The organism is Streptomyces griseoloalbus, from assembly GCA_014650015.1.
Classification (GTDB): domain Bacteria; phylum Actinomycetota; class Actinomycetes; order Streptomycetales; family Streptomycetaceae; genus Streptomyces; species Streptomyces griseoloalbus.
Genome location: BMUD01000006.1, coordinates 202,094 through 219,201, shown reverse-complemented (window position 1 = coordinate 219,201; position 17,108 = coordinate 202,094). Strand labels below are relative to the sequence as shown.

19 protein-coding genes are annotated in these 17,108 nt (G+C 72.0%); 12 read left to right on the top strand and 7 right to left on the bottom strand.

Features of this window, described 5'->3' with window-relative positions; translation table 11 throughout:
• The first annotated feature begins 105 nt into the window (after positions 1 to 105).
• From IE178_RS11670 to IE178_RS11655, 4 genes are all read left to right on the top strand, one after another.
• Positions 106 to 549 carry an SRPBCC family protein gene (locus IE178_RS11670; RefSeq protein WP_184763340.1) on the top strand — a complete coding sequence of 148 codons (444 nt, stop codon included), beginning with the start codon at positions 106 to 108 and terminating at the stop codon, positions 547 to 549.
• Positions 550 to 757: 208 nt separating this feature from the next.
• The gene (locus tag IE178_RS11665) at positions 758 to 1,927 is read left to right on the top strand and encodes an ArsA family ATPase (protein WP_184763341.1); all 1,170 of its coding nucleotides are present in this window, start codon (positions 758 to 760) and stop codon (positions 1,925 to 1,927) included.
• 57 nt (positions 1,928 to 1,984) lie between these two features.
• Positions 1,985 to 2,521, top strand: coding sequence for a DUF5304 domain-containing protein (locus IE178_RS11660; RefSeq protein ID WP_193512173.1), 537 nt, complete (start codon positions 1,985 to 1,987; stop codon positions 2,519 to 2,521).
• Between the two features lie 127 nt (positions 2,522 to 2,648).
• Positions 2,649 to 3,602 carry an ROK family glucokinase gene (locus IE178_RS11655; RefSeq protein ID WP_184763343.1) on the top strand — a complete coding sequence of 318 codons (954 nt, stop codon included), beginning with the start codon at positions 2,649 to 2,651 and terminating at the stop codon, positions 3,600 to 3,602.
• Positions 3,603 to 3,711: 109 nt separating this feature from the next.
• On the opposite strand, the gene IE178_RS11650 is transcribed toward IE178_RS11655, so the two are convergent.
• Positions 3,712 to 4,080, bottom strand: a complete 369-nt coding sequence (locus tag IE178_RS11650) for a hypothetical protein (RefSeq protein WP_318279989.1) — start codon at positions 4,078 to 4,080, stop codon at positions 3,712 to 3,714.
• On the opposite strand from IE178_RS11650, the gene IE178_RS11645 reads away from it, so the two are divergent.
• Positions 4,079 to 4,834: an endonuclease/exonuclease/phosphatase family protein gene (locus IE178_RS11645; RefSeq protein ID WP_193512172.1), complete on the top strand. Its 756-nt coding sequence runs from the start codon at positions 4,079 to 4,081 to the stop codon at positions 4,832 to 4,834. The genes IE178_RS11650 and IE178_RS11645 overlap by 2 nt on opposite strands.
• Before the next feature lie 6 nt (positions 4,835 to 4,840).
• Here the strand turns inward: IE178_RS11645 and IE178_RS11640 are convergent, their stop codons facing one another.
• Both IE178_RS11640 and IE178_RS11635 read right to left on the bottom strand, forming a co-directional pair.
• Positions 4,841 to 5,494: a hypothetical protein gene (locus IE178_RS11640; RefSeq protein ID WP_193512171.1), complete on the bottom strand. Its 654-nt coding sequence runs from the start codon at positions 5,492 to 5,494 to the stop codon at positions 4,841 to 4,843.
• Positions 5,487 to 6,284, bottom strand: a complete 798-nt coding sequence (locus IE178_RS11635; protein WP_184763346.1) for an alpha/beta hydrolase — start codon at positions 6,282 to 6,284, stop codon at positions 5,487 to 5,489. Before IE178_RS11635 ends, IE178_RS11640 begins: the two co-directional genes overlap by 8 nt.
• A gap of 187 nt (positions 6,285 to 6,471) precedes the next feature.
• On the opposite strand from IE178_RS11635, the gene IE178_RS11630 reads away from it, so the two are divergent.
• From IE178_RS11630 to IE178_RS11615, 4 genes are all read left to right on the top strand, one after another.
• On the top strand, positions 6,472 to 7,410 hold the full coding sequence (locus tag IE178_RS11630) for a lysophospholipid acyltransferase family protein (RefSeq protein WP_193512258.1): 939 nt from the start codon (positions 6,472 to 6,474) through the stop codon (positions 7,408 to 7,410).
• A gap of 33 nt (positions 7,411 to 7,443) precedes the next feature.
• On the top strand, positions 7,444 to 8,685 hold the full coding sequence (gene macS / locus IE178_RS11625; protein ID WP_193512170.1) for a MacS family sensor histidine kinase: 1,242 nt from the start codon (positions 7,444 to 7,446) through the stop codon (positions 8,683 to 8,685).
• Entirely contained in the window at positions 8,682 to 9,395 is a 714-nt protein-coding gene (locus IE178_RS11620) for a response regulator (protein ID WP_184763348.1), read from the top strand. Before macS ends, IE178_RS11620 begins: the two co-directional genes overlap by 4 nt.
• Positions 9,396 to 9,523: 128 nt before the next feature.
• Positions 9,524 to 10,552 (top strand): 6-phosphofructokinase, encoded by a 1,029-nt coding sequence (locus tag IE178_RS11615; RefSeq protein ID WP_193512169.1) that lies wholly within the window; start codon positions 9,524 to 9,526, stop codon positions 10,550 to 10,552.
• A 223-nt stretch (positions 10,553 to 10,775) separates the two neighbouring features.
• Here the strand turns inward: IE178_RS11615 and IE178_RS11610 are convergent, their stop codons facing one another.
• Positions 10,776 to 12,671 (bottom strand): anthranilate synthase family protein, encoded by a 1,896-nt coding sequence (locus IE178_RS11610; protein ID WP_193512168.1) that lies wholly within the window; start codon positions 12,669 to 12,671, stop codon positions 10,776 to 10,778.
• A gap of 96 nt (positions 12,672 to 12,767) precedes the next feature.
• On the bottom strand, positions 12,768 to 12,824 hold the full coding sequence (locus tag IE178_RS36595) for a trp operon leader peptide (RefSeq protein WP_078493144.1): 57 nt from the start codon (positions 12,822 to 12,824) through the stop codon (positions 12,768 to 12,770).
• Between the two features lie 228 nt (positions 12,825 to 13,052).
• Here IE178_RS36595 and IE178_RS11600 point away from each other — a divergent pair, with 228 nt between their 5' ends.
• Both IE178_RS11600 and IE178_RS11595 read left to right on the top strand, forming a co-directional pair.
• Positions 13,053 to 14,408 (top strand): class II 3-deoxy-7-phosphoheptulonate synthase, encoded by a 1,356-nt coding sequence (locus tag IE178_RS11600; RefSeq protein ID WP_184763352.1) that lies wholly within the window; start codon positions 13,053 to 13,055, stop codon positions 14,406 to 14,408.
• A gap of 156 nt (positions 14,409 to 14,564) precedes the next feature.
• On the top strand, positions 14,565 to 14,801 hold the full coding sequence (locus tag IE178_RS11595; protein WP_193512166.1) for a (2Fe-2S)-binding protein: 237 nt from the start codon (positions 14,565 to 14,567) through the stop codon (positions 14,799 to 14,801).
• A 61-nt stretch (positions 14,802 to 14,862) separates the two neighbouring features.
• Here the strand turns inward: IE178_RS11595 and bfr are convergent, their stop codons facing one another.
• Positions 14,863 to 15,363, bottom strand: a complete 501-nt coding sequence (gene bfr / locus IE178_RS11590; RefSeq protein ID WP_184763354.1) for a bacterioferritin — start codon at positions 15,361 to 15,363, stop codon at positions 14,863 to 14,865.
• Positions 15,364 to 15,544: 181 nt separating this feature from the next.
• Here bfr and IE178_RS11585 point away from each other — a divergent pair, with 181 nt between their 5' ends.
• The gene (locus IE178_RS11585) at positions 15,545 to 16,192 is read left to right on the top strand and encodes a sulfite oxidase-like oxidoreductase (protein WP_184763355.1); all 648 of its coding nucleotides are present in this window, start codon (positions 15,545 to 15,547) and stop codon (positions 16,190 to 16,192) included.
• A 16-nt stretch (positions 16,193 to 16,208) separates the two neighbouring features.
• Here the strand turns inward: IE178_RS11585 and IE178_RS11580 are convergent, their stop codons facing one another.
• Positions 16,209 to 17,087: a deoxyribonuclease IV gene (locus IE178_RS11580; protein ID WP_193512165.1), complete on the bottom strand. Its 879-nt coding sequence runs from the start codon at positions 17,085 to 17,087 to the stop codon at positions 16,209 to 16,211.
• Positions 17,088 to 17,108 lie beyond the last annotated feature (21 nt).

Genomic DNA, 17,108 nt, shown 5'->3' with positions numbered 1-17,108 from the left:
GTGAGTTGCGCCGGTCGGCTGCGCGGTAGCCTTCCGCTGCACAGGCGTGCGCTGCACTCGCGCACGGCGATCCGAGTACCGGCCGCATCCGGAGGAGCCACGGCGATGGCGGAACACACCAGCTCGAGCATCACGATCGAGGCGGCACCGGCCGACGTCATGGGGGTGATCGCCGACTTCGCACGCTATCCGGACTGGACGGGCGAGGTGAAGGAGGCGGAGGTCCTCAAGACCGACGGCGAGGGCCGCGCCGAGCAGGTGCGCCTCGTCATGGACGCCGGCGCGATCAAGGACGACCAGACACTGGCCTACACCTGGACCGGCGAGCACGAGGTCTCCTGGACCCTGGTGAAGTCCCAGATGCTCCGCTCCCTCGACGGCTCCTACCTCCTCACCCCGGCCGGCACCGGCACGACCGAGGTCACCTACCGGCTGACCGTCGACGTCAAGATCCCCATGCTCGGCATGATCAAGCGCAAGGCCGAGAAGGTCATCATCGACCGCGCCCTGGCGGGCCTGAAGAAGCGGGTGGAGGCGGGCCCCGAGTAGGGCTCCGCAAGGGCGGGCGCCGGAGCCGTGGCCGGGAGGGCCGGGGTGCTGGGGCCGGGAACTGTGACACCTTCCTGGAAAGTGACACAGTCCGGCGGCCGCACGACCCGGGTCCGCCCGACCTAAGGCAGCGCCCCGACCGGTGGGACCCCGAGGCGAGCGGAGGTTCCGGCCGCGCCCGCCGACCCGACCGGTAGCGTTCACCCCCATGCGCACTCTCCTGATCACGGGCCCCGGCGGCAGCGGGCGTACGACCGTCGCGGCCGGCACCGCGCTCGCCGCAGCCCGTGAGGGCGCCCGCACCCTGGTGCTCGGCACCGACCGGACGGACACCCTGGGCGCGGTGCTGGGGGTGCCCGTCGGGTCCGGGCCGGTCGAGGCCGCCCCGGGACTCACCGCGCTCAGGGTCGATCCCGACGCGGGCTTCCGCGCCGATCTGGCCGCCCTCCAGGACCGCGCCGCCTCCATGCTGGACCTGCTCGGCGCCTCCCGGCTCGAACCCGAGGAGACCGGTCCGCTCCCCGGCGCCGAGGAACTCGCCGTCCTGCGGGCCCTGCGCGACGCCGCGCTGTCCGAGGCGTACGACCTCCTCGTCGTCGATCTCCCGCCCGCCCCGCGCGCCCTCTCCCTCCTCGCTCTCCCCGAGGAACTCCGCCGCTACCTGCGCCGCCTGCTCCCGTCCGAGCGGCAGGCCGCCCGCGCCCTGCGCCCCGTCCTCGGCCGCCTCGCCGGCGTCCCGCTGCCCGCGCAGTGGCTGTACGAGACGGCGGCCCGCCTGGACCTCCAACTCGCCGCCGTCGAGGCCGTGCTCGCCGACCGCGGCACCGCCGTACGCCTGGTCGCCGAACCGGGCCCCGCCGGTGCCGACGCCATCCGCACCACGGCCCTCGGCCTCGCCCTGCGCGGACTGCGCACGGACGCGCTGATCGCGACCCGCGTACTCCCGGAGAGCGTCGAGGACAGCTGGCTCGCCGGCCCCGTCGCCCAGCAGCGCAAGACCCTGGAGGAGTGGCGGGAGTCCTACGACGTCCACCCGGTCGCCCACCTGGGACGCGACCCGCGCGGCACGGACGACCTCGCCGCCCTCGCCGTGCCCGGCGCCGGGGCGGGGACCGTTACGGTCGAGTGGCCGGTCACCGACCGCCTCGCCCAGGACGGCGTCCTCGTCTGGCACCTCCCCCTGCCCAACGCCCGCCGCGACGAACTGGACCTGATCCGGCGCGGTGACGAACTCGTCGTCACCGCCGGACCGTTCCGCCGCATCGTCCCGCTGCCCTCCGCACTGCGTCGCTGCACCGTCGACGGCGCCGCCCTGCGCGAGGGCGAGCTGCGCATCCGGTTCCGGCCGGATCCGGAGCTGTGGCCGCGCACCCCGTGAAGCGACCGCGGCCGTTCGGGTAACGTCGGAGGGGCCATCCGCAGTCAGGAGTCCGTCATGAGCGAACAGCTCCCCCCGTCCGACGACGCCTGGGAGAAGGCCGGGGACGACACCGTGGACAAGCCGGTGGACGACGTACGGGCGGCCGGCACCGAAACCGACACCGACGCCTGGGCCGCCGCCTGCGCCGAGGACCTCGAGGCGGAGAAGGCCCGCCGCCGCACCCAGTACGGACCGCCCGCCGGCTCGGCCGCCGAGGAGCTGAAGAAGCTCGTCGACGCCGTCGCGGACAAGCTCTCCGGACTGCGGTCCCCCTTGTTCGGCGCGGTCGCCGGACCCGCCGCTCAGCAGGTGGTGCGCCAGGTCGTCCAGCAGGCCAAGGCCGCGGTCGACCCCGTCATCGAACGCAACCCGGACGTCTTCGACCACCTCGCCGCCGCCGGCAACGAACTCCTCGCCGCCTACCGCTCCGCGGTGCGCGAGCAGGAGCGCCGCTGGACGGCCGGCGAGACCGATCCCCGCGACCTCGACGAGCGCCGGGACGGGGACGACGACCCCGGCACCGGCCCCGGCCAGCGCATCGACCTGGACTGACACCGCGGTACCCGGCGGGGACCCATGATCCCCGCCGGGCCCGCTCACCGTACGGACGCCGGGCCCCCGAGGGCAGGGCCTCGGGTACCGTTGGCGGTAGCGGGGCTCGACCGGAACTGAGGGATTCATGGGACTCACCATCGGCGTCGACATCGGCGGCACCAAGATCGCGGCCGGTGTGGTCGACGAGGAAGGCAACATCCTCTCGACCCACAAGGTGCCGACCCCGGGCACGCCCGAGGGCATCGTGGACGCCATCGCCTCCGCGGTGGAGGGTGCCCGCGCCGGGCACGACATCGTCGGCGTGGGCATCGGTGCGGCCGGGTACGTCAACCGCCAGCGTTCGACGGTGTACTTCGCGCCCAACATCGACTGGCGCAACGAGCCGCTCAAGGCCGAGGTCGAGGCCCGCACGGGTCTCCCGGTCGTCGTGGAGAACGACGCCAACGCCGCGGCCTGGGGCGAGTACAGGTTCGGCGGCGGCAAGGGCCACCGCAACGTCATCTGCATCACGCTCGGCACCGGCCTCGGCGGCGGCATCATCATCGGCAACAAGCTGCGCCGGGGCCACTTCGGCGTGGCCGCCGAGTTCGGCCACATCCGCATGGTGCCGGACGGCCTGCTGTGCGGCTGCGGCTCCCAGGGCTGCTGGGAGCAGTACGCCTCCGGCCGCGCCCTCGTCCGCTACGCCAAGCAGCGCGCCAACGCCACCCCCGAGAACGCCGAGACGCTGCTCGCCCTCGGCGACGGCACCCCCGACGGCATCGAGGGCAAGCACATCTCCATGGCCGCCCGCCAGGGCGACCGGGTGGCCGTCGACTCCTACCGCGAACTGGCCCGCTGGGTCGGCGCCGGCCTCGCCGACCTGGCCTCCCTCTTCGACCCGTCGGCGTTCATCGTCGGCGGCGGCCTCTCCGACGAGGGCGAACTGGTCCTCGGCCCGATCCGCAAGTCCTACAAGCGCTGGCTGGTGGGCGGCAACTGGCGCCCCGTCGCCGACGTCCTCGCCGCCCAGCTCGGCAACAAGGCCGGCCTGGTGGGCGCGGCGGACCTGGCCCGGGAGCCGGATCCGATCATGTGACCTCCGCCCCTGCGCACGGCGGCGCCCGCCTGGTCCCTCCGGGGGCGGCGGGCGCCGCCGTGTGGTCGGCTGATCGTCCGGTGACCCTTCCAGCCGTCACTGATCTCGCTCACTCGATGACGTGAGGCGGGGCGTGCCAGGCGCCCGGCGCGGGCCCTCCCGCCCATTCCGCGGGCACCCGTCCCTCACGGCTCAGCATCCGCGTCGCCGGCACCCGCAGGGCCGCGGCGAAGAGCACCGGATCGCGCAGGAACTCCATGTGGATGCCGGGGAACTCCGCCCACGGCCCACCGATCCGGCGGGCGATCTCGGTGGAGGGCCGCGCGGAGTACGCACCCCGGTCGACGGCGTCCTCGCCGCCCGTGTGCCGCGGCAGCACCGACTCCTCGACGATGAAGCCGAACGCGCGTGACGTCCTCGTCCGTGCAGAGCGCCGACCCGCGTCACGTCGTGCCGGTCGGCGTATCTTGATCCGCATGGCGACGACTCCGCTGCTGCCCGATTCCCGGACCGAGTCCGACGGTTCGGCCGTCATCCGGGTCCTGAGTTACAACATCCGCTCGATGCGCGACGACACCGGCGCCCTCGCCCGGGTGATCACCGCGTGCGCCCCCGATCTGGTCCTGCTCCAAGAGGCGCCGCGCTTCTTCCGGTGGCGCAAGAAGCTGGCCCGGCTCGCCTCCGCGTCCGGGACGGTGGTCCTTTCCGGGGGTGCCACGGCCGCCGGGCCCGCGATCCTGTGCTCCCTGCGGGCGACCGTCGAGCGCACCGAGGACGTCCTGCTGCCGCTCACCCCGGGGCAGCACCGGCGCGGCTTCGCGACCGCCGTCGTCCGGTTCGGCGGTGCCCGGATCGGCGTGCTGAGCTGTCATCTGTCGCTGCGGGAGGACGAGCGGTACCAGCAGGGCGGCATGCTGCTGGACCGGCTCGCCGCGATGGGCGTGGAGCACGCGGTCGCCGGCGGGGACCTGAACGAGCGGCCTGAGGGGCGTACGTTCCGGCGGTTGAGCGAGTCCCTGACCGACTGCTGGGCGGCGGAACCCTGGGGCGGCGAGCACACCTGGGTCCGTGACGCCCCGCACCGCCGTATCGACGCCCTCTTCGCCACCAAGGGCGTCGAGGTCCTGGGGTGCGGCGTCCCGCTCGAGCAGCCCGGGGTGACCGAGCGCGACCTGAGGGCGGCCACGGACCACCTTCCGGTCCTGGCCGCCCTCAGAATCCCGGGCGTCTGAGAGCCCTCAGACCACCGCGCCCCGGCCCGGGTCGCCGTCGTCCTCGTCGTCCGTGCGCATGCGCATCACCAGGGTGGCGAAGCCGCCCAGGAAGCCGCCGATGCACAGGGTGGTCAGCCACCACGTCATCTCCCAGCCGAGCAGTATCGCCAGCAGCAGGAGCAGCGGGCCGCCGAGCACGCCCAGCCAGGCGAACCTCGAGGTGACGTCGGCATCCGGCAGCGGCGGCGGCTCCGGCGGCACGAAGTGGCCCTCGTCGCTCTCGTCGAGGTCGTCGTCCGACGGCTCGGCCACGCTGTAGTCGCGCGGGCCGCCGACCCCGGGTGCGAAGGAGACGGAGCCGCCCAGCGGCTTGGTCGGCTTGTCCTCGGCCTTCCGCGGCGCCTCGGTCTGCACGCCGCCCCCCTCGTTGGTCTCGGGCTCCAGCAGCGCCAGGTCCTCGATCGACTTGAACGGCTTGGCGCCCGGCGGGTCCGGCGGCTCCTCTCCGTACCCGGCGACGATCGCCGCCCACGCGGCGTCCTCGTCGAAGGGGACGCCCTGCTCCTCCGGCTCGCGGCCTTCACGGCCTTCACGGCCTTCGCGGCCCTCGCGGCCCTCGCGGCCTTCTCTGCCTTCACGGCCCTCGCGGTCCTCGCGGTCCGAGTCGTGCTCAGCCACCTGCGGTCGTCCCTTCCTTGCCGAGACCGGGCTCCTTGACGGCGCCGGGTGCGAGCCGGCCGATGAACGCGGTGCTCTCCTGGAAGATCCGCTCCGCGTCGTAGTCCAACGTCGCCACGTGGTAGCTCTGTTCCAGCAGGATCTCCGTGACGTCCGTCGACGACACGCGGCCGAGGATCCGCGCCGAGTCCGCGGGCGGCACCACATGGTCCTGTGGGCTGCGCAGCAGCAGCAACGGCTGGGTGACCTGGGGCAGCTCACCGTCGACGAGCCGGAAGAGGTTCCGCAGGGAGTGGGCCGCGTGCAGCGGCACCCGTTCGTACCCGAGCTCCGTGCTCGACGGCATCGCGATGTCGCTCGCGATTCCCTTCGTCGCGGGCACCAGGTGACGGAGCACCGGAAGGGCGTGCGCGGCCACCCCGTGCACCCGGTTCGCCGGGTTGACGACCATCACCCCGCTCACCGCGTCACCGTGCCGCGCGGCCAGCCGCAGGGCCAGCGCGCCGCCCATCGACAGCCCGGCCACGAACACCCGCTCGCAGCGGTCCCGCAGCAGTCGCAGCTCGCGGTCCACCACCGCGTACCAGTCCTGCCAGCCGGTGACCCCGAGGTCCTGCCAGCGGGTGCCGTGCCCGGGCAGCAGCGGCAGCGAGACGGTCAGTCCGCGCTCGGCGAGATGCTCCGCCCAGGGGCGCAGCGACTGCGGCGAACCGGTGAAGCCGTGGCAGAGAAGGACGGCGGCGTCCCCGCCCTCATGGCGGAACGGTTCGGCTCCGGTCAGGAGCGGCACCTTCGGCCTCCTGTTCGTGAGAAGGGCCGGCACGTCATGACGGCCGGGGAGGGGGGCACACGGATTGCAGGACCTTCACCGTACGCGACCGCACTGACACCGACCAGGGCCGTCGGGGCCTTTGACGGTGCTCCGGGATATGGTCTGACCAACACGCACAGGAGGCACTCGGTTGTTGTACGGCACGATGAAGGTCGCCATCGGAGGGCCGCTGAAGCTCGCCTTCAGGCCCTGGGTGGAGGGCCTGTCGAACATCCCCGCCGAGGGCCCCGCCATCCTGGCCAGCAACCACCTGTCGTTCTCCGACTCGTTCTTCCTGCCCGCCGTCCTGGACCGCAAGGTCACCTTCATCGCCAAGGCCGAGTACTTCACGACGCCGGGCGTGAAGGGCAGGCTGACGGCCGCCTTCTTCAAGGGTATGGGCCAGCTCCCGGTGGACCGCTCCGGCGCGCGCGGCGCGGGCGAGGCGGCGATCAGGAGCGGCATAGAGGTGCTGGAGCGCGGCGAGCTGTTCGGGATCTACCCCGAGGGCACCCGCTCGCCCGACGGCCGGCTCTACCGGGGCAAGCCCGGCGGCCTCGCGCGCGTGGCGCTGGCCACCGGAGCGCCCGTGATCCCGGTCGCCATGATCGACACGGAGAAGATCCAGCCGCCCGGGCAGGTCGTGCCGAAGCTGATGCGGCCCGGTATCCGGATCGGCAGGCCGCTGGACTTCAGCCGCTACCAGGGCATGGAGCACGACCGCTTCGTCCTGCGCGCGGTGACCGACGAGGTCATGTACGAGATCATGAAGCTCTCCGGCCAGGAGTACGTCGACATGTACGCCACCGCCATGAAGCGGCAGCTCACGGAGGCGGCCAAGGCCGAGAAGGAAGCGGAGAAGGCGGCCAGGGCCGCACTCGCGCGCGCGGAGAAGGAAGCCGAGAAGGAACGGGCCGAGAAGCTGAAGGCCGCCATGGACCAGGCCGAGAGCGAGCGGGCCCAGAAGACGCGGGCCCAGAACGAGCGGCCCGAGGAGGAGCGGTCCGAGGAGGAGAGGCCCGAGGCGGAGCGGACCGAACATGATCGGTCCGGGCGTGATCGCTCCGGGCGCGCCCGGTCCGAGCAGCGGCGGTCCGAACCCTAGACGGGGTTCCGGGCGGCAGACCAAGGGGGGGACGTGCCAGGGCGCGAGAAGGTCATGAGAATGTCGGTCGAGCAGCCGCTGTGGCGCGCCCTCACCGGCTACCGGGTCCTCGCCCTGGTGTACGCGGTCGGCCTGTTCGCCACCGCCTACGAGAAGTTCACCCGCCCCTGGCTCGCCGTCGCCTACTTCGCCGTACTGGCGGTGTGGACCCTGGCCACCCTGCCCAAGGTCGCGAACGCCGCCGCCTGCACCAAGCGCTTCCTCACCGCCGACCTGACCATCGCGCTCGCCGGCATCCTGCTCACCCCCCTCGCCGACGCGCACGAACGCGTCCAGGCGGGCGGTCCGACCCTGCCGTCCATCTGGACCGCCGGATCGGTGCTCGCGTTCGCCGTCAAGGGCGGCTGGCGCTGGGCGGCCCTCGCGTCCACCCTCGTCGCCGCCGCCAACCTGGTCGAGCGCGGCAGCCCCGCCCGCGACACCGTGCACAACGTGATCCTCGTGTGGGTCGCCTCCATCGCCATCGGCTACGTCGTCGAGGTCGCCCGCGCCTCCGAGCGCACCCTCGCCCGCGCCCTGGAGATCGAGGCCGCGACCAGGGAGCGGGAGCGGCTCGCGCGGGACATCCACGACAGCGTCCTCCAGGTCCTCGCCATGGTGCAGCGGCGCGGCGCGGTGATCGGCGGCGAGGCCGCCGAACTGGGACGGCTGGCCGGGGAGCAGGAGGTGGCGCTGCGCACGCTGGTCGCCGGCGGCCTCCTGCCGGTCTCCCGGGTCTCGGAGGACGCCGCCGAGGGTGCCGTCGTACGGGTCGTGGACCAGGACCACGAGGACACCGGGAACGAACCGGTCGACCTGCGCACCCTGCTCGCCCCCTACGCCGGCGCCCTGGTCAGCCTCGCCGAGCCCGGAGCGCCGGTCCGGCTCGCGCCGGCCGCCGCGCGGGAGGTGGCCGCCGCCGTCGGGGCCGCCCTGGACAACGTCCGCAGGCACGCGGGGGAGCAGGCGCGCGCCTGGATCCTGGTCGAGGACGAACCGGACGAGGTGATCGTCACCGTCCGCGACGACGGACCCGGCATCCCCGAGGGCCGGCTCGCCCAGGCCGAGGGCGAGGGACGGCTCGGCGTGGCCCTGTCCATCCGGGGCCGGCTGCGCGACCTCGGCGGCAGCGCGGAGCTGATCTCGGTGCCGGGGCAGGGCACCGAGGTCGAGCTGAAGGTGCCCAAGGACTTCAAGGACGCGAACGAACCGCGGGGGAAGGCGGAGCAGCGATGACCGACACGGCAGCCGGACCGGAGACCGGCCACGACGGACGGCCGGACCCGATCAGGGTGATGGTCGTCGACGACCACCCCATGTGGCGTGACGCCGTCGCCCGCGACCTGTCCGAGTCCGGCTTCGAGGTGGTCGCCACCGCCGGCGACGGCGACCAGGCGGTGCGCCGCGCCAAGGCCACCGCACCCGACGTCCTCGTCCTCGACCTGAACCTGCCCGGCAAGCCCGGCGTCCAGGTCTGCAAGGAGGTCGTCGCCGCGAACCCCGCCGTCCGCGTGCTCGTGCTGTCGGCCAGCGGCGAGCACGCCGACGTCCTGGAAGCGGTGAAGTCGGGCGCCACCGGCTATCTGCTGAAGTCCGCCTCCACCGGGGACCTGCAGGACGCGGTGCGGCGTACCGCCGTCGGCGACCCGGTGTTCACCCCCGGCCTGGCCGGACTGGTCCTCGGCGAATACCGCCGCCTCGCCTCCGAACCGGCCGGCCCCGCCCCGGGAGACGGCGAGGCCGGGGCGCCCCGGCTGACCGACCGCGAGACCGAGGTCCTGCGCCTGGTCGCCAAGGGACTGAGCTACAAGCAGATCGCCGAACGGCTCGTCATCTCCCACCGCACGGTGCAGAACCACGTGCAGAACACCCTCGGCAAGCTTCAGCTGCACAACCGCGTCGAACTCGTCCGCTACGCCATAGAGCGCGGCCTCGACGACGAGTAGTGGGGCCCAACCGCCGTTGCTTCCGCGGGAATTGACCGTCCCGGCCATGTCGATGTGACCCGGATCACCCTTACCGTGCCAGGTGGGAACGAACGGCATTTCGGCAACCATGGCGAAGGGACACTTCCATGCGGGTCGGAGTACTGACCGGAGGCGGCGACTGCCCCGGGCTCAACGCCGTCATCCGGGCCATCGTCCGCAAGGGCGTCCAGGAGTACGGCTACGACTTCACCGGATTCCGGGACGGCTGGCGCGGTCCCCTCGTCGGGCAGACGGTCCCCCTCGACATCCCCGCCGTACGCGGCATCCTGCCCCGCGGCGGCACGATCCTCGGCTCCTCCCGGACCAATCCGCTGAACGAGGAGAACGGCATCCGCCGGATCAAGGACAACCTCGCCGCGCTGGGGGTGGACGCGCTCATCACCATCGGCGGCGAGGACACCCTGGGCGTCGCCACCCGGCTCGCCGACGAGTACGGCATCCCGTGCGTGGGCGTCCCCAAGACCATCGACAACGACCTCTCGGCCACCGACTACACCTTCGGCTTCGACACCGCCGTCGGCATCGCCACCGAGGCCATCGACCGGCTGCACACCACCGCCGAGTCCCACATGCGGGTCCTGGTCGTCGAGGTGATGGGCCGGCACGCCGGCTGGATCGCCCTCCACTCGGGCCTGGCCGGCGGCGCGAACGTCATCCTCATCCCCGAGCAGCCCTTCGACGTCGACCAGGTGTGCACCTGGGTCACCTCCCGCTTCCGCGCCTCGTACGCGCCGATCGTGGTCGTCGCCGAGGGCGCCGTACCGAAGGACGGCGACATGGTGCTCAAGGACCAGTCGCTGGACTCCTTCGGTCACGTCCGGCTCTCCGGGGTCGGCGAATGGCTGGCCAAGCAGATCGAGAAACGCACCGGCAAGGAGGCCCGGACCACGGTGCTGGGGCACGTGCAGCGGGGCGGTACGCCCAGCGCCTTCGACCGCTGGCTCGCCACCCGCTTCGGACTGCACGCCATCGACTGCGTGCGCGACGGGGACTTCGGCACCATGGTCGCCCTCAGCGGCACCGGCATCGTCCGCGTCCCGATCGCCGACGCCACCGCCCGGCTGAAGACGGTGGACCCGGAACTCTACGACGAGGTCGGCGTGTTCTTCGGCTGACCGCGACCCGGGGGCGTCGCCCGGCGTCCGCGCGGGGGCCGACGGGCCCCCGCGTCCGCCCCGGGCGCACCCTCCCCGGCCCCGGGTCACCACGAGGTACGCGGTCCCGACGTCCTCCTCGACGAGGACACCGCCCCCATCCCGGCCACCACCGGCCGCAGGGCAGCCGCCCTCATGCCGCTCCGCCGCCGGCCACGTGATCGTCTCCACCGGCGTCAACCGACTACACCGCCGGCCGCCGCTCCGAGAACCTGCTGGTGCCCCGCAGCTGACCCATCAACTCCCGTACGAGTGCCGCGCCGTTCAGGGTCAGCACCGACTCGGGATGGAACTGGACCCCCGCGAAGCCCGGCCCGCGCAGCGCGTGCACCTCGCCGTTCGCGGCACGGCTCACCTTGACGCCGTGCGCGCCCAGTTCCCGCAGGCCGTCCTCGTCGCAGTGCGCCACGAAGCTGTTGTAGAAGCCGACCGTCTCCGGCCGCCCGAACAGGTCGATCTCCGTCTGCGCGCCCTGGTACGGGACCTCCTTCCGCACGATCTCCAGCCCCAGCCGCGCCGCGATCAGCTCATGACCGAGGCAGACCCCGAGGACCCCGTGCCGGTGCTCCCCGACGACCTCGGCGGTCAGCGCGCGCAGGAACCGCATCTTCGGGTCGGCCGTGTCGGACGGGTCACCCGGTCCGGGCCCCAGCACCAGCGGCCCCTCGTGCCCGAGCACCGTCTCCCGCAGCCCCGGCTCGTCGTAGCGCCGCACGGTCACCTCCAGTCCGGCCGCCCGCAGCACATGGGCGAGCATCGCGGTGAAGGTGTCCTCCCCGTCGACCACCAGGGCATGACCGGTCAGCGCGTCCGACCGTTCCTGCATCCGCAGCCAGAACGGCGCCAGCGCGGCCCGGCGTCCGTCCAGCGCCGCCCGCACCCGGGGGTCGTCGGCGAGCCCCTGCCGTACGGACCGCGCGCGGGGCCGTCCCGGACGCACCCCCAGTGCCGCCAGCACCCCGGCCGCCTTGGCGTGGGTCTCCGCGACCTCGCCCGCCGGGTCCGAGCCGCGCACCAGCGTGGCCCCGACCGGCACCCGCAGCCGTCCGGACGCGTCGATGTCGGCGGTACGGATGAGGATGGGGGAGTCCAGCGTCTGGGCCCCCTGCGCGTCCCGGCCGATCAGCGCCAGTGCCCCCGCGTAGTAACCGCGTCCGACACCGTCCCGCCCGAGGGGCTCGTACCGCTCGATCACCCGGCAGGCGTTCTGCACCGGCGACCCGGTGACGGTCGCCGCGAACATGGTCTCCTTCAGCACCTCGCGCACATCGAGCGAGGACCGGCCGCGCAGCTCGTACTCGGTGTGCGCCAGATGGGCCATCTCCTTCAGCCGGGGCCCGACCACCACGCCGCCCATGTCGCCGACGGTGCACATCATCTTGAGCTCCTCGTCGACGACCATCGACAGCTCCTCGATCTCCTTGCCGTCCGCGAGGAACTCCAGCAGATGCTCGGGGGTCGGCCCCTCGGCCGGGTAGCGGTAGGTTCCGCTGATCGGGTTCATCACGACCGTCCCGCCGGACGCCCGCACGTGCACCTCCGGGCTGGCCCCCACCAGCGTCCGCTCCCCGGTGTGCACCACGAACGTCCAGTACGCGCCCCGCTCGCCCTCGAGGAGGCGCCGGAACAGCGCGAGGGCGTCGGCCCGCCCGAACCCGGGGATCTCGCCCTCGTAGGTCCGCCGGATCACGAAGTTGGCGCCCTCGCCCCGCCCGATCTCCTCCCGCAGCACCCGGCCGACGATCTCGCCGTACTCCTCGTCGGCCACGTCGAAGCCGCCGCCCGTCACCCGCACGGCGTGCGCGGGCAGCCCGGACAGGGCGTCGGCGAGGGAAATCTCGTGGCGCTCCTCGGGCGTCAGCACCAGCAGCGGAGTGCCGTCGTCGCGGACCTCGAAGCCGCGCTCGCGGATCTGCCGGAAGGGGACGAGCGCCAGGCCCTCGTCGGGCAGCTCGGCCAGGCGCTCACGGGCGCCGACGGGGCCGATCAGCAGCTCGACCACGTCGTGGTCGAGCCCCGGCGTGCGGCGGCGCAGCAGGGCGAAGGGACGGTCGTCGGACGCGAGCTCTGCCAGATCCATGGTGGGCGTTCCTCTTTCGTCAGTGGGAGGAGCGACCCGGGAAACGCCGAAGGCCGCCCCTCGGGCGGCCTTCGCGAAGTCTGTGCGTACGCGCAGTCAGTGGGCCGCCGGATGAGCGGTCCACCACCAGGTGCGGGTCGAGTGCGCGAACATGGCAGGCACGCTACACGATGTGACGCGTGACGCGAGTGGTGGGCGTCGCACGCATGATGTTCCCCGCCGAGGCGGGGATGGTCCCGAGCCGAAGACGTTCCTTCACATGGGCGCGGCTTGACCCCGTGGGCGCGGGAATGAGGACGTCCGGCCGATCGGCCGGACGGAGCCGTCTCACAGGCTGAGCGCGGCGAAAGGCACCCGAACCCACCGCGTAGTGTTGAGCGCGTGACCGTGAACGCTGATTCTCGAAGCGTCGCCGCTCAGGCGACATGGCGAAACCTGCCCGCGGCGCAGCAGCCCGAGTACCCGGATGCCCAGGCTCTGCGCGATGTGATCGCCGAGCTCGAAACGTATCCCCCTCTGGTGTTCGCCGGCGAGTGCGACCAGCTGCGCGCGCGTATGGCGGCCGTCGCCCGGGGAGAGGCGTTTCTGCTCCAGGGCGGTGACTGCGCCGAATCGTTCGACGCGGTGTCCGCCGAGCACATCCGGGCGAAGTTGAAGACGTTGCTCCAGATGGGTGCCGTCCTCACGTACGCCGCGTCCGTGCCCGTGGTGAAGGTCGGCCGGATCGCCGGGCAGTACTCCAAGCCGCGCTCCAAGTCCACCGAGACCCGCGACGGCGTGACGCTGCCCACCTACCGGGGCGACTCCGTCAACGGCTTCGACTTCACCGAAGAGGCCCGCATCCCGGACCCCGAGCGGCTGAAGCGCATGTACCACGCCTCGGCGTCCACCCTGAACCTGGTGCGCGCCTTCACCACCGGCGGCTACGCCGACCTGCGCCAGGTGCACGCCTGGAACCAGGACTTCGTGAAGTCGTCCCCCTCCGGCCAGCGCTACGAACAGCTCGCCCGCGAGATCGACAACGCGCTGAACTTCATGCACGCCTGCGGGACCGACCCGGAGGAGTTCAAGACCGTCGAGTTCTTCGCCTCGCACGAGGCGCTGCTGCTCGACTACGAGTCCGCGCTCACCCGCGTCGACTCCCGCACCGGGCACCTGTACGACGTCTCCGCGCACATGGTGTGGATCGGTGAGCGCACCCGGCAACTGGACCACGCGCACATCGAGTTCGCCTCGCAGATCCGCAACCCGATCGGCATCAAGCTCGGCCCGACCACCACGGCCGAGGAGGCGCTGCAGTACATCGACCGCCTCGACCCCGAGCGTGAGCCCGGCCGGCTGACCTTCATCGTGCGCATGGGCGCCGACAAGGTCCGCGACAAGCTTCCCGAGCTCGTCGAGAAGGTCACCGCGTCCGGTGCCACCGTCGCCTGGGTGACCGACCCGATGCACGGCAACACCTTCGAGGCGGCCTCCGGTCACAAGACCCGCCGCTTCGACGACGTGCTCGACGAGGTCAAGGGCTTCTTCGAGGTCCACAAGGCGCTCGGCACGCACCCGGGCGGCATCCACGTGGAGCTCACCGGTGACGACGTCACCGAGTGCGTGGGCGGCGGCGACGAGATCTTCGTCGACGACCTGCACCAGCGCTACGAGACGGCCTGCGACCCGCGGCTCAACCGCAGCCAGTCCCTGGACCTGGCGTTCCTCGTCGCGGAGATGTACCGGGACCAGTGACCGGCTCCGCCGCCGACCAGCGGTGAAGGGGGGTGGGGCGCGGATCACATGGGACCGCGCCCCACCCCCCTTTTGTGCCCTCCGGACGACGGGTAAGGTTAGGTTTGCCTCACCGATCAGGGGTCGGTATGGCACGACCCAGCACTTCGTCGGGAGGTGAACCGCGTGTTCGTCTGCAGTTGCTTCGGTGTGACCGAGGAACAGGTGAAGAGCCACGCGGAAGCCGGCGCGTGCACCCCTCGGCAGATCGCCTCCGCCTGCAAGGCGGGCACCGACTGCGGCGGCTGTGTACGGCGCATCCAGGCACTGCTCGGCCGCGGCGCCTGCCCCCGTCGGGAACTGATCGACCAGGGGGAGCCGTCGCTCACCGTGGAGCTGCCGGAAGCCGCCTAGGTCTGTCTGACAATTCGCGTCGTCGCCCGCGAGACAGGCGGCAATTGCCAGGACAGAACACCTAGTGCCCCGGGCCTGAGGTGTCGGGCTGGGACTGCTCGACGACCGTCGACAGGTACAGCGCCTCGCCCAGCTTCTCGATCAGCTCCAGCTGTGTGTCCAGGTAGTCGATGTGGTGCTCCTCGTCGGCCAGGATCGCCTCGAAGATGTTGGCCGACGTGATGTCGTTCTTGTTGCGCATGACCTCCACCCCGCGGCGCAGACGGTCGATCGCCTCGAGTTCGACCTCCCGGTCGGCCTGGAACATCTCGGTCACCGTCTGGCCGACCCGGACGTGGAACAGCCGCTGGTAGTTCGGCAGGCCGTCGAGCAGGAGGATGCGGTCGGTGAGCACCTCGGCGTGCCGCATCTCGTCGAAGGACTCGGCGCGCGTGTACTCGGCGAGTTTCGTCCAGCCCTTGTGGTCCTGCAGCTTCGAGTGCAGGAAGTACTGGTTGATCGCCGTGAGCTCGGCGGTCAGCTGCTCATTCAGGAATTCGATGACCTCGGGGTCGCCCTGCATCGCATGGGCTCCTTCCGCGCGGGAACTGGCAGGTTGGGGCGCATGATTGCACCGGCGCGAAAGATCGTCCAGTAAGTCTTCACTTAGTAAGTAAGTCCATGCTTAGTGATTTCATACCCGATTGCCCGAATCTGCCGGGCCCGGTTCAGGGGCATCGCCCCCGGTCTGTCAGGATGGAGACATGGGTCAGCCGGCGGAACGCGAATCGGGGGAGCGCGCATCACGAGGAGCGGCGCGGTTCGAGCTCCCGCCGGGGCAGCGTCTGCAAAAGGGCTGGCCGGTGACGCATTACGGGCCGGTTCCCAAGTTCCGGCCCGAGCGCTGGGAGTTCCGGGTCTTCGGCGCCACCGCCGACGGTGAGAAGCACTGCTGGAACCACGAGGAGTTCACGGCCCTGCCGTACACCACCGTCGTGGCCGATCTGCACTGCGTCACCAAGTTCAGCATGGTCGGCGCCGAGTGGGGCGGAATCCCGGCGCGCACCATCGTGGACATCGCCCCGCCCGCGCCGGACGTCACACATGTGATGGTGTGGGCGGAGTACGGATTCAGCTCCAACCTCCGCCTGGCCGACTTCACGTCCGAGCGCGCCCTCTTCGCCACCCACAAGGACGGCGAGCTGCTGACCGCCGAGCACGGCTTTCCGCTGCGCCTGATCGTCCCCCATCTGTACGCCTGGAAGGGACCCAAGTGGGTCCGCGGCGTGGAGTACATGAACGCCGACCGCCGGGGCTTCTGGGAGGAGCGCGGCTACCACAACGTCGGCGACCCCTGGAAGGAACAGCGCTACTCCTACCAGGAGGAGCCCGGGGACGGCCCCGAGCCCTGACCCCCGTGCGGTGGCGTCAGGAGTCCCGCAGTTTCTTCAGCCGCTCCACATCCGCGGCGTGTCCCTCCTTGCCGCCCGGTGTCTCGATGATCAGCGGTACGCCCTCGGTCGCCGGGTGCGTCATCAGCGCCCGGAAGGGGTCCTCACCGATGTGTCCGCCGCCGATGTTGGCGTGCCGGTCCTTGTGCGCGCCGACCACGTCCATGGAGTCGTTGGCGTGGATCAGCTTCAGCCGTCCCGCGCCGACCGTCCCCACCAGCAGATCCAGCGTCTGATGCATCCCGCTGGGCCCGGTCAGGTCGTGGCCGGCCGCGAAGACGTGGCAGGTGTCCAGGCAGACGCCCAGCTTCGGATGGGCGTCCAGCGCCTCGAAGTACGGCCCGAAGTCCCAGGTCCGTGAGCACAGCGAGGCCCCCTGCCCCGCGGTCGACTCCAGCAGCAGGAACGGGTCGTCGTCACGGGTGAGCTCGTCGAGCAGCGGCAGCAGGTGCTCCCGTACCTGCTTCAGCGCCACCGACCGCTCCCGCCCGCCGGTCGCGCTGCCCGTGTGCACCACCACGCCCAGCGCGCCGATCTCACGCCCGCGGCGCAGCGAGTGCCGCAACGACTCGACGGACCGCTCGACGGTCGCCTCCGTGTGGGACCCGAAGTTGATCAGATACGGGGCGTGCACATACGCCGGGATCGACTCGGCGGCGCAGGCCGCGCGGAACGCCTCGTCCTGCTTCGGGTTGCCGGCCGGTGTGGCCCAGCCGCGCGGATTGGCGACGAAGACCTGCACGGTCTCGGCGTTCAGCTCGCGGGCGTAGGACAGACCGACGGAGTGCAGACCGCCGGCCACGGGGACGTGGCCGCCGATCGGGTTACGGGCGGGGCCGGACAGGTGACTCTTCACCCGTCAAGGGTGTCATGAGCG

Excerpts from the sequence above, each read along its gene's own strand:
- IE178_RS11630 (WP_193512258.1), top strand. The coding sequence starts at position 6,472 with ATGAAGGTCGCCATCGGAGGGCCGCTGAAGCTCGCCTTCAGGCCCTGG.
- IE178_RS11615 (WP_193512169.1), top strand. The coding sequence starts at position 9,524 with ATGCGGGTCGGAGTACTGACCGGAGGCGGCGACTGCCCCGGGCTCAAC.
- IE178_RS11585 (WP_184763355.1), top strand. The coding sequence starts at position 15,545 with ATGGGTCAGCCGGCGGAACGCGAATCGGGGGAGCGCGCATCACGAGGA.
- IE178_RS11670 (WP_184763340.1), top strand. The coding sequence starts at position 106 with ATGGCGGAACACACCAGCTCGAGCATCACGATCGAGGCGGCACCGGCC.
- IE178_RS11610 (WP_193512168.1), bottom strand. The coding sequence starts at position 12,671 with ATGGATCTGGCAGAGCTCGCGTCCGACGACCGTCCCTTCGCCCTGCTG.
- IE178_RS11645 (WP_193512172.1), top strand. The coding sequence starts at position 4,079 with ATGGCGACGACTCCGCTGCTGCCCGATTCCCGGACCGAGTCCGACGGT.
- IE178_RS11620 (WP_184763348.1), top strand. The coding sequence starts at position 8,682 with ATGACCGACACGGCAGCCGGACCGGAGACCGGCCACGACGGACGGCCG.
- IE178_RS11660 (WP_193512173.1), top strand. The coding sequence starts at position 1,985 with ATGAGCGAACAGCTCCCCCCGTCCGACGACGCCTGGGAGAAGGCCGGG.
- IE178_RS11650 (WP_318279989.1), bottom strand. The coding sequence starts at position 4,080 with ATGCGGATCAAGATACGCCGACCGGCACGACGTGACGCGGGTCGGCGC.
- bfr (WP_184763354.1), bottom strand. The coding sequence starts at position 15,363 with ATGCAGGGCGACCCCGAGGTCATCGAATTCCTGAATGAGCAGCTGACC.
- IE178_RS11655 (WP_184763343.1), top strand. The coding sequence starts at position 2,649 with ATGGGACTCACCATCGGCGTCGACATCGGCGGCACCAAGATCGCGGCC.
- IE178_RS11665 (WP_184763341.1), top strand. The coding sequence starts at position 758 with ATGCGCACTCTCCTGATCACGGGCCCCGGCGGCAGCGGGCGTACGACC.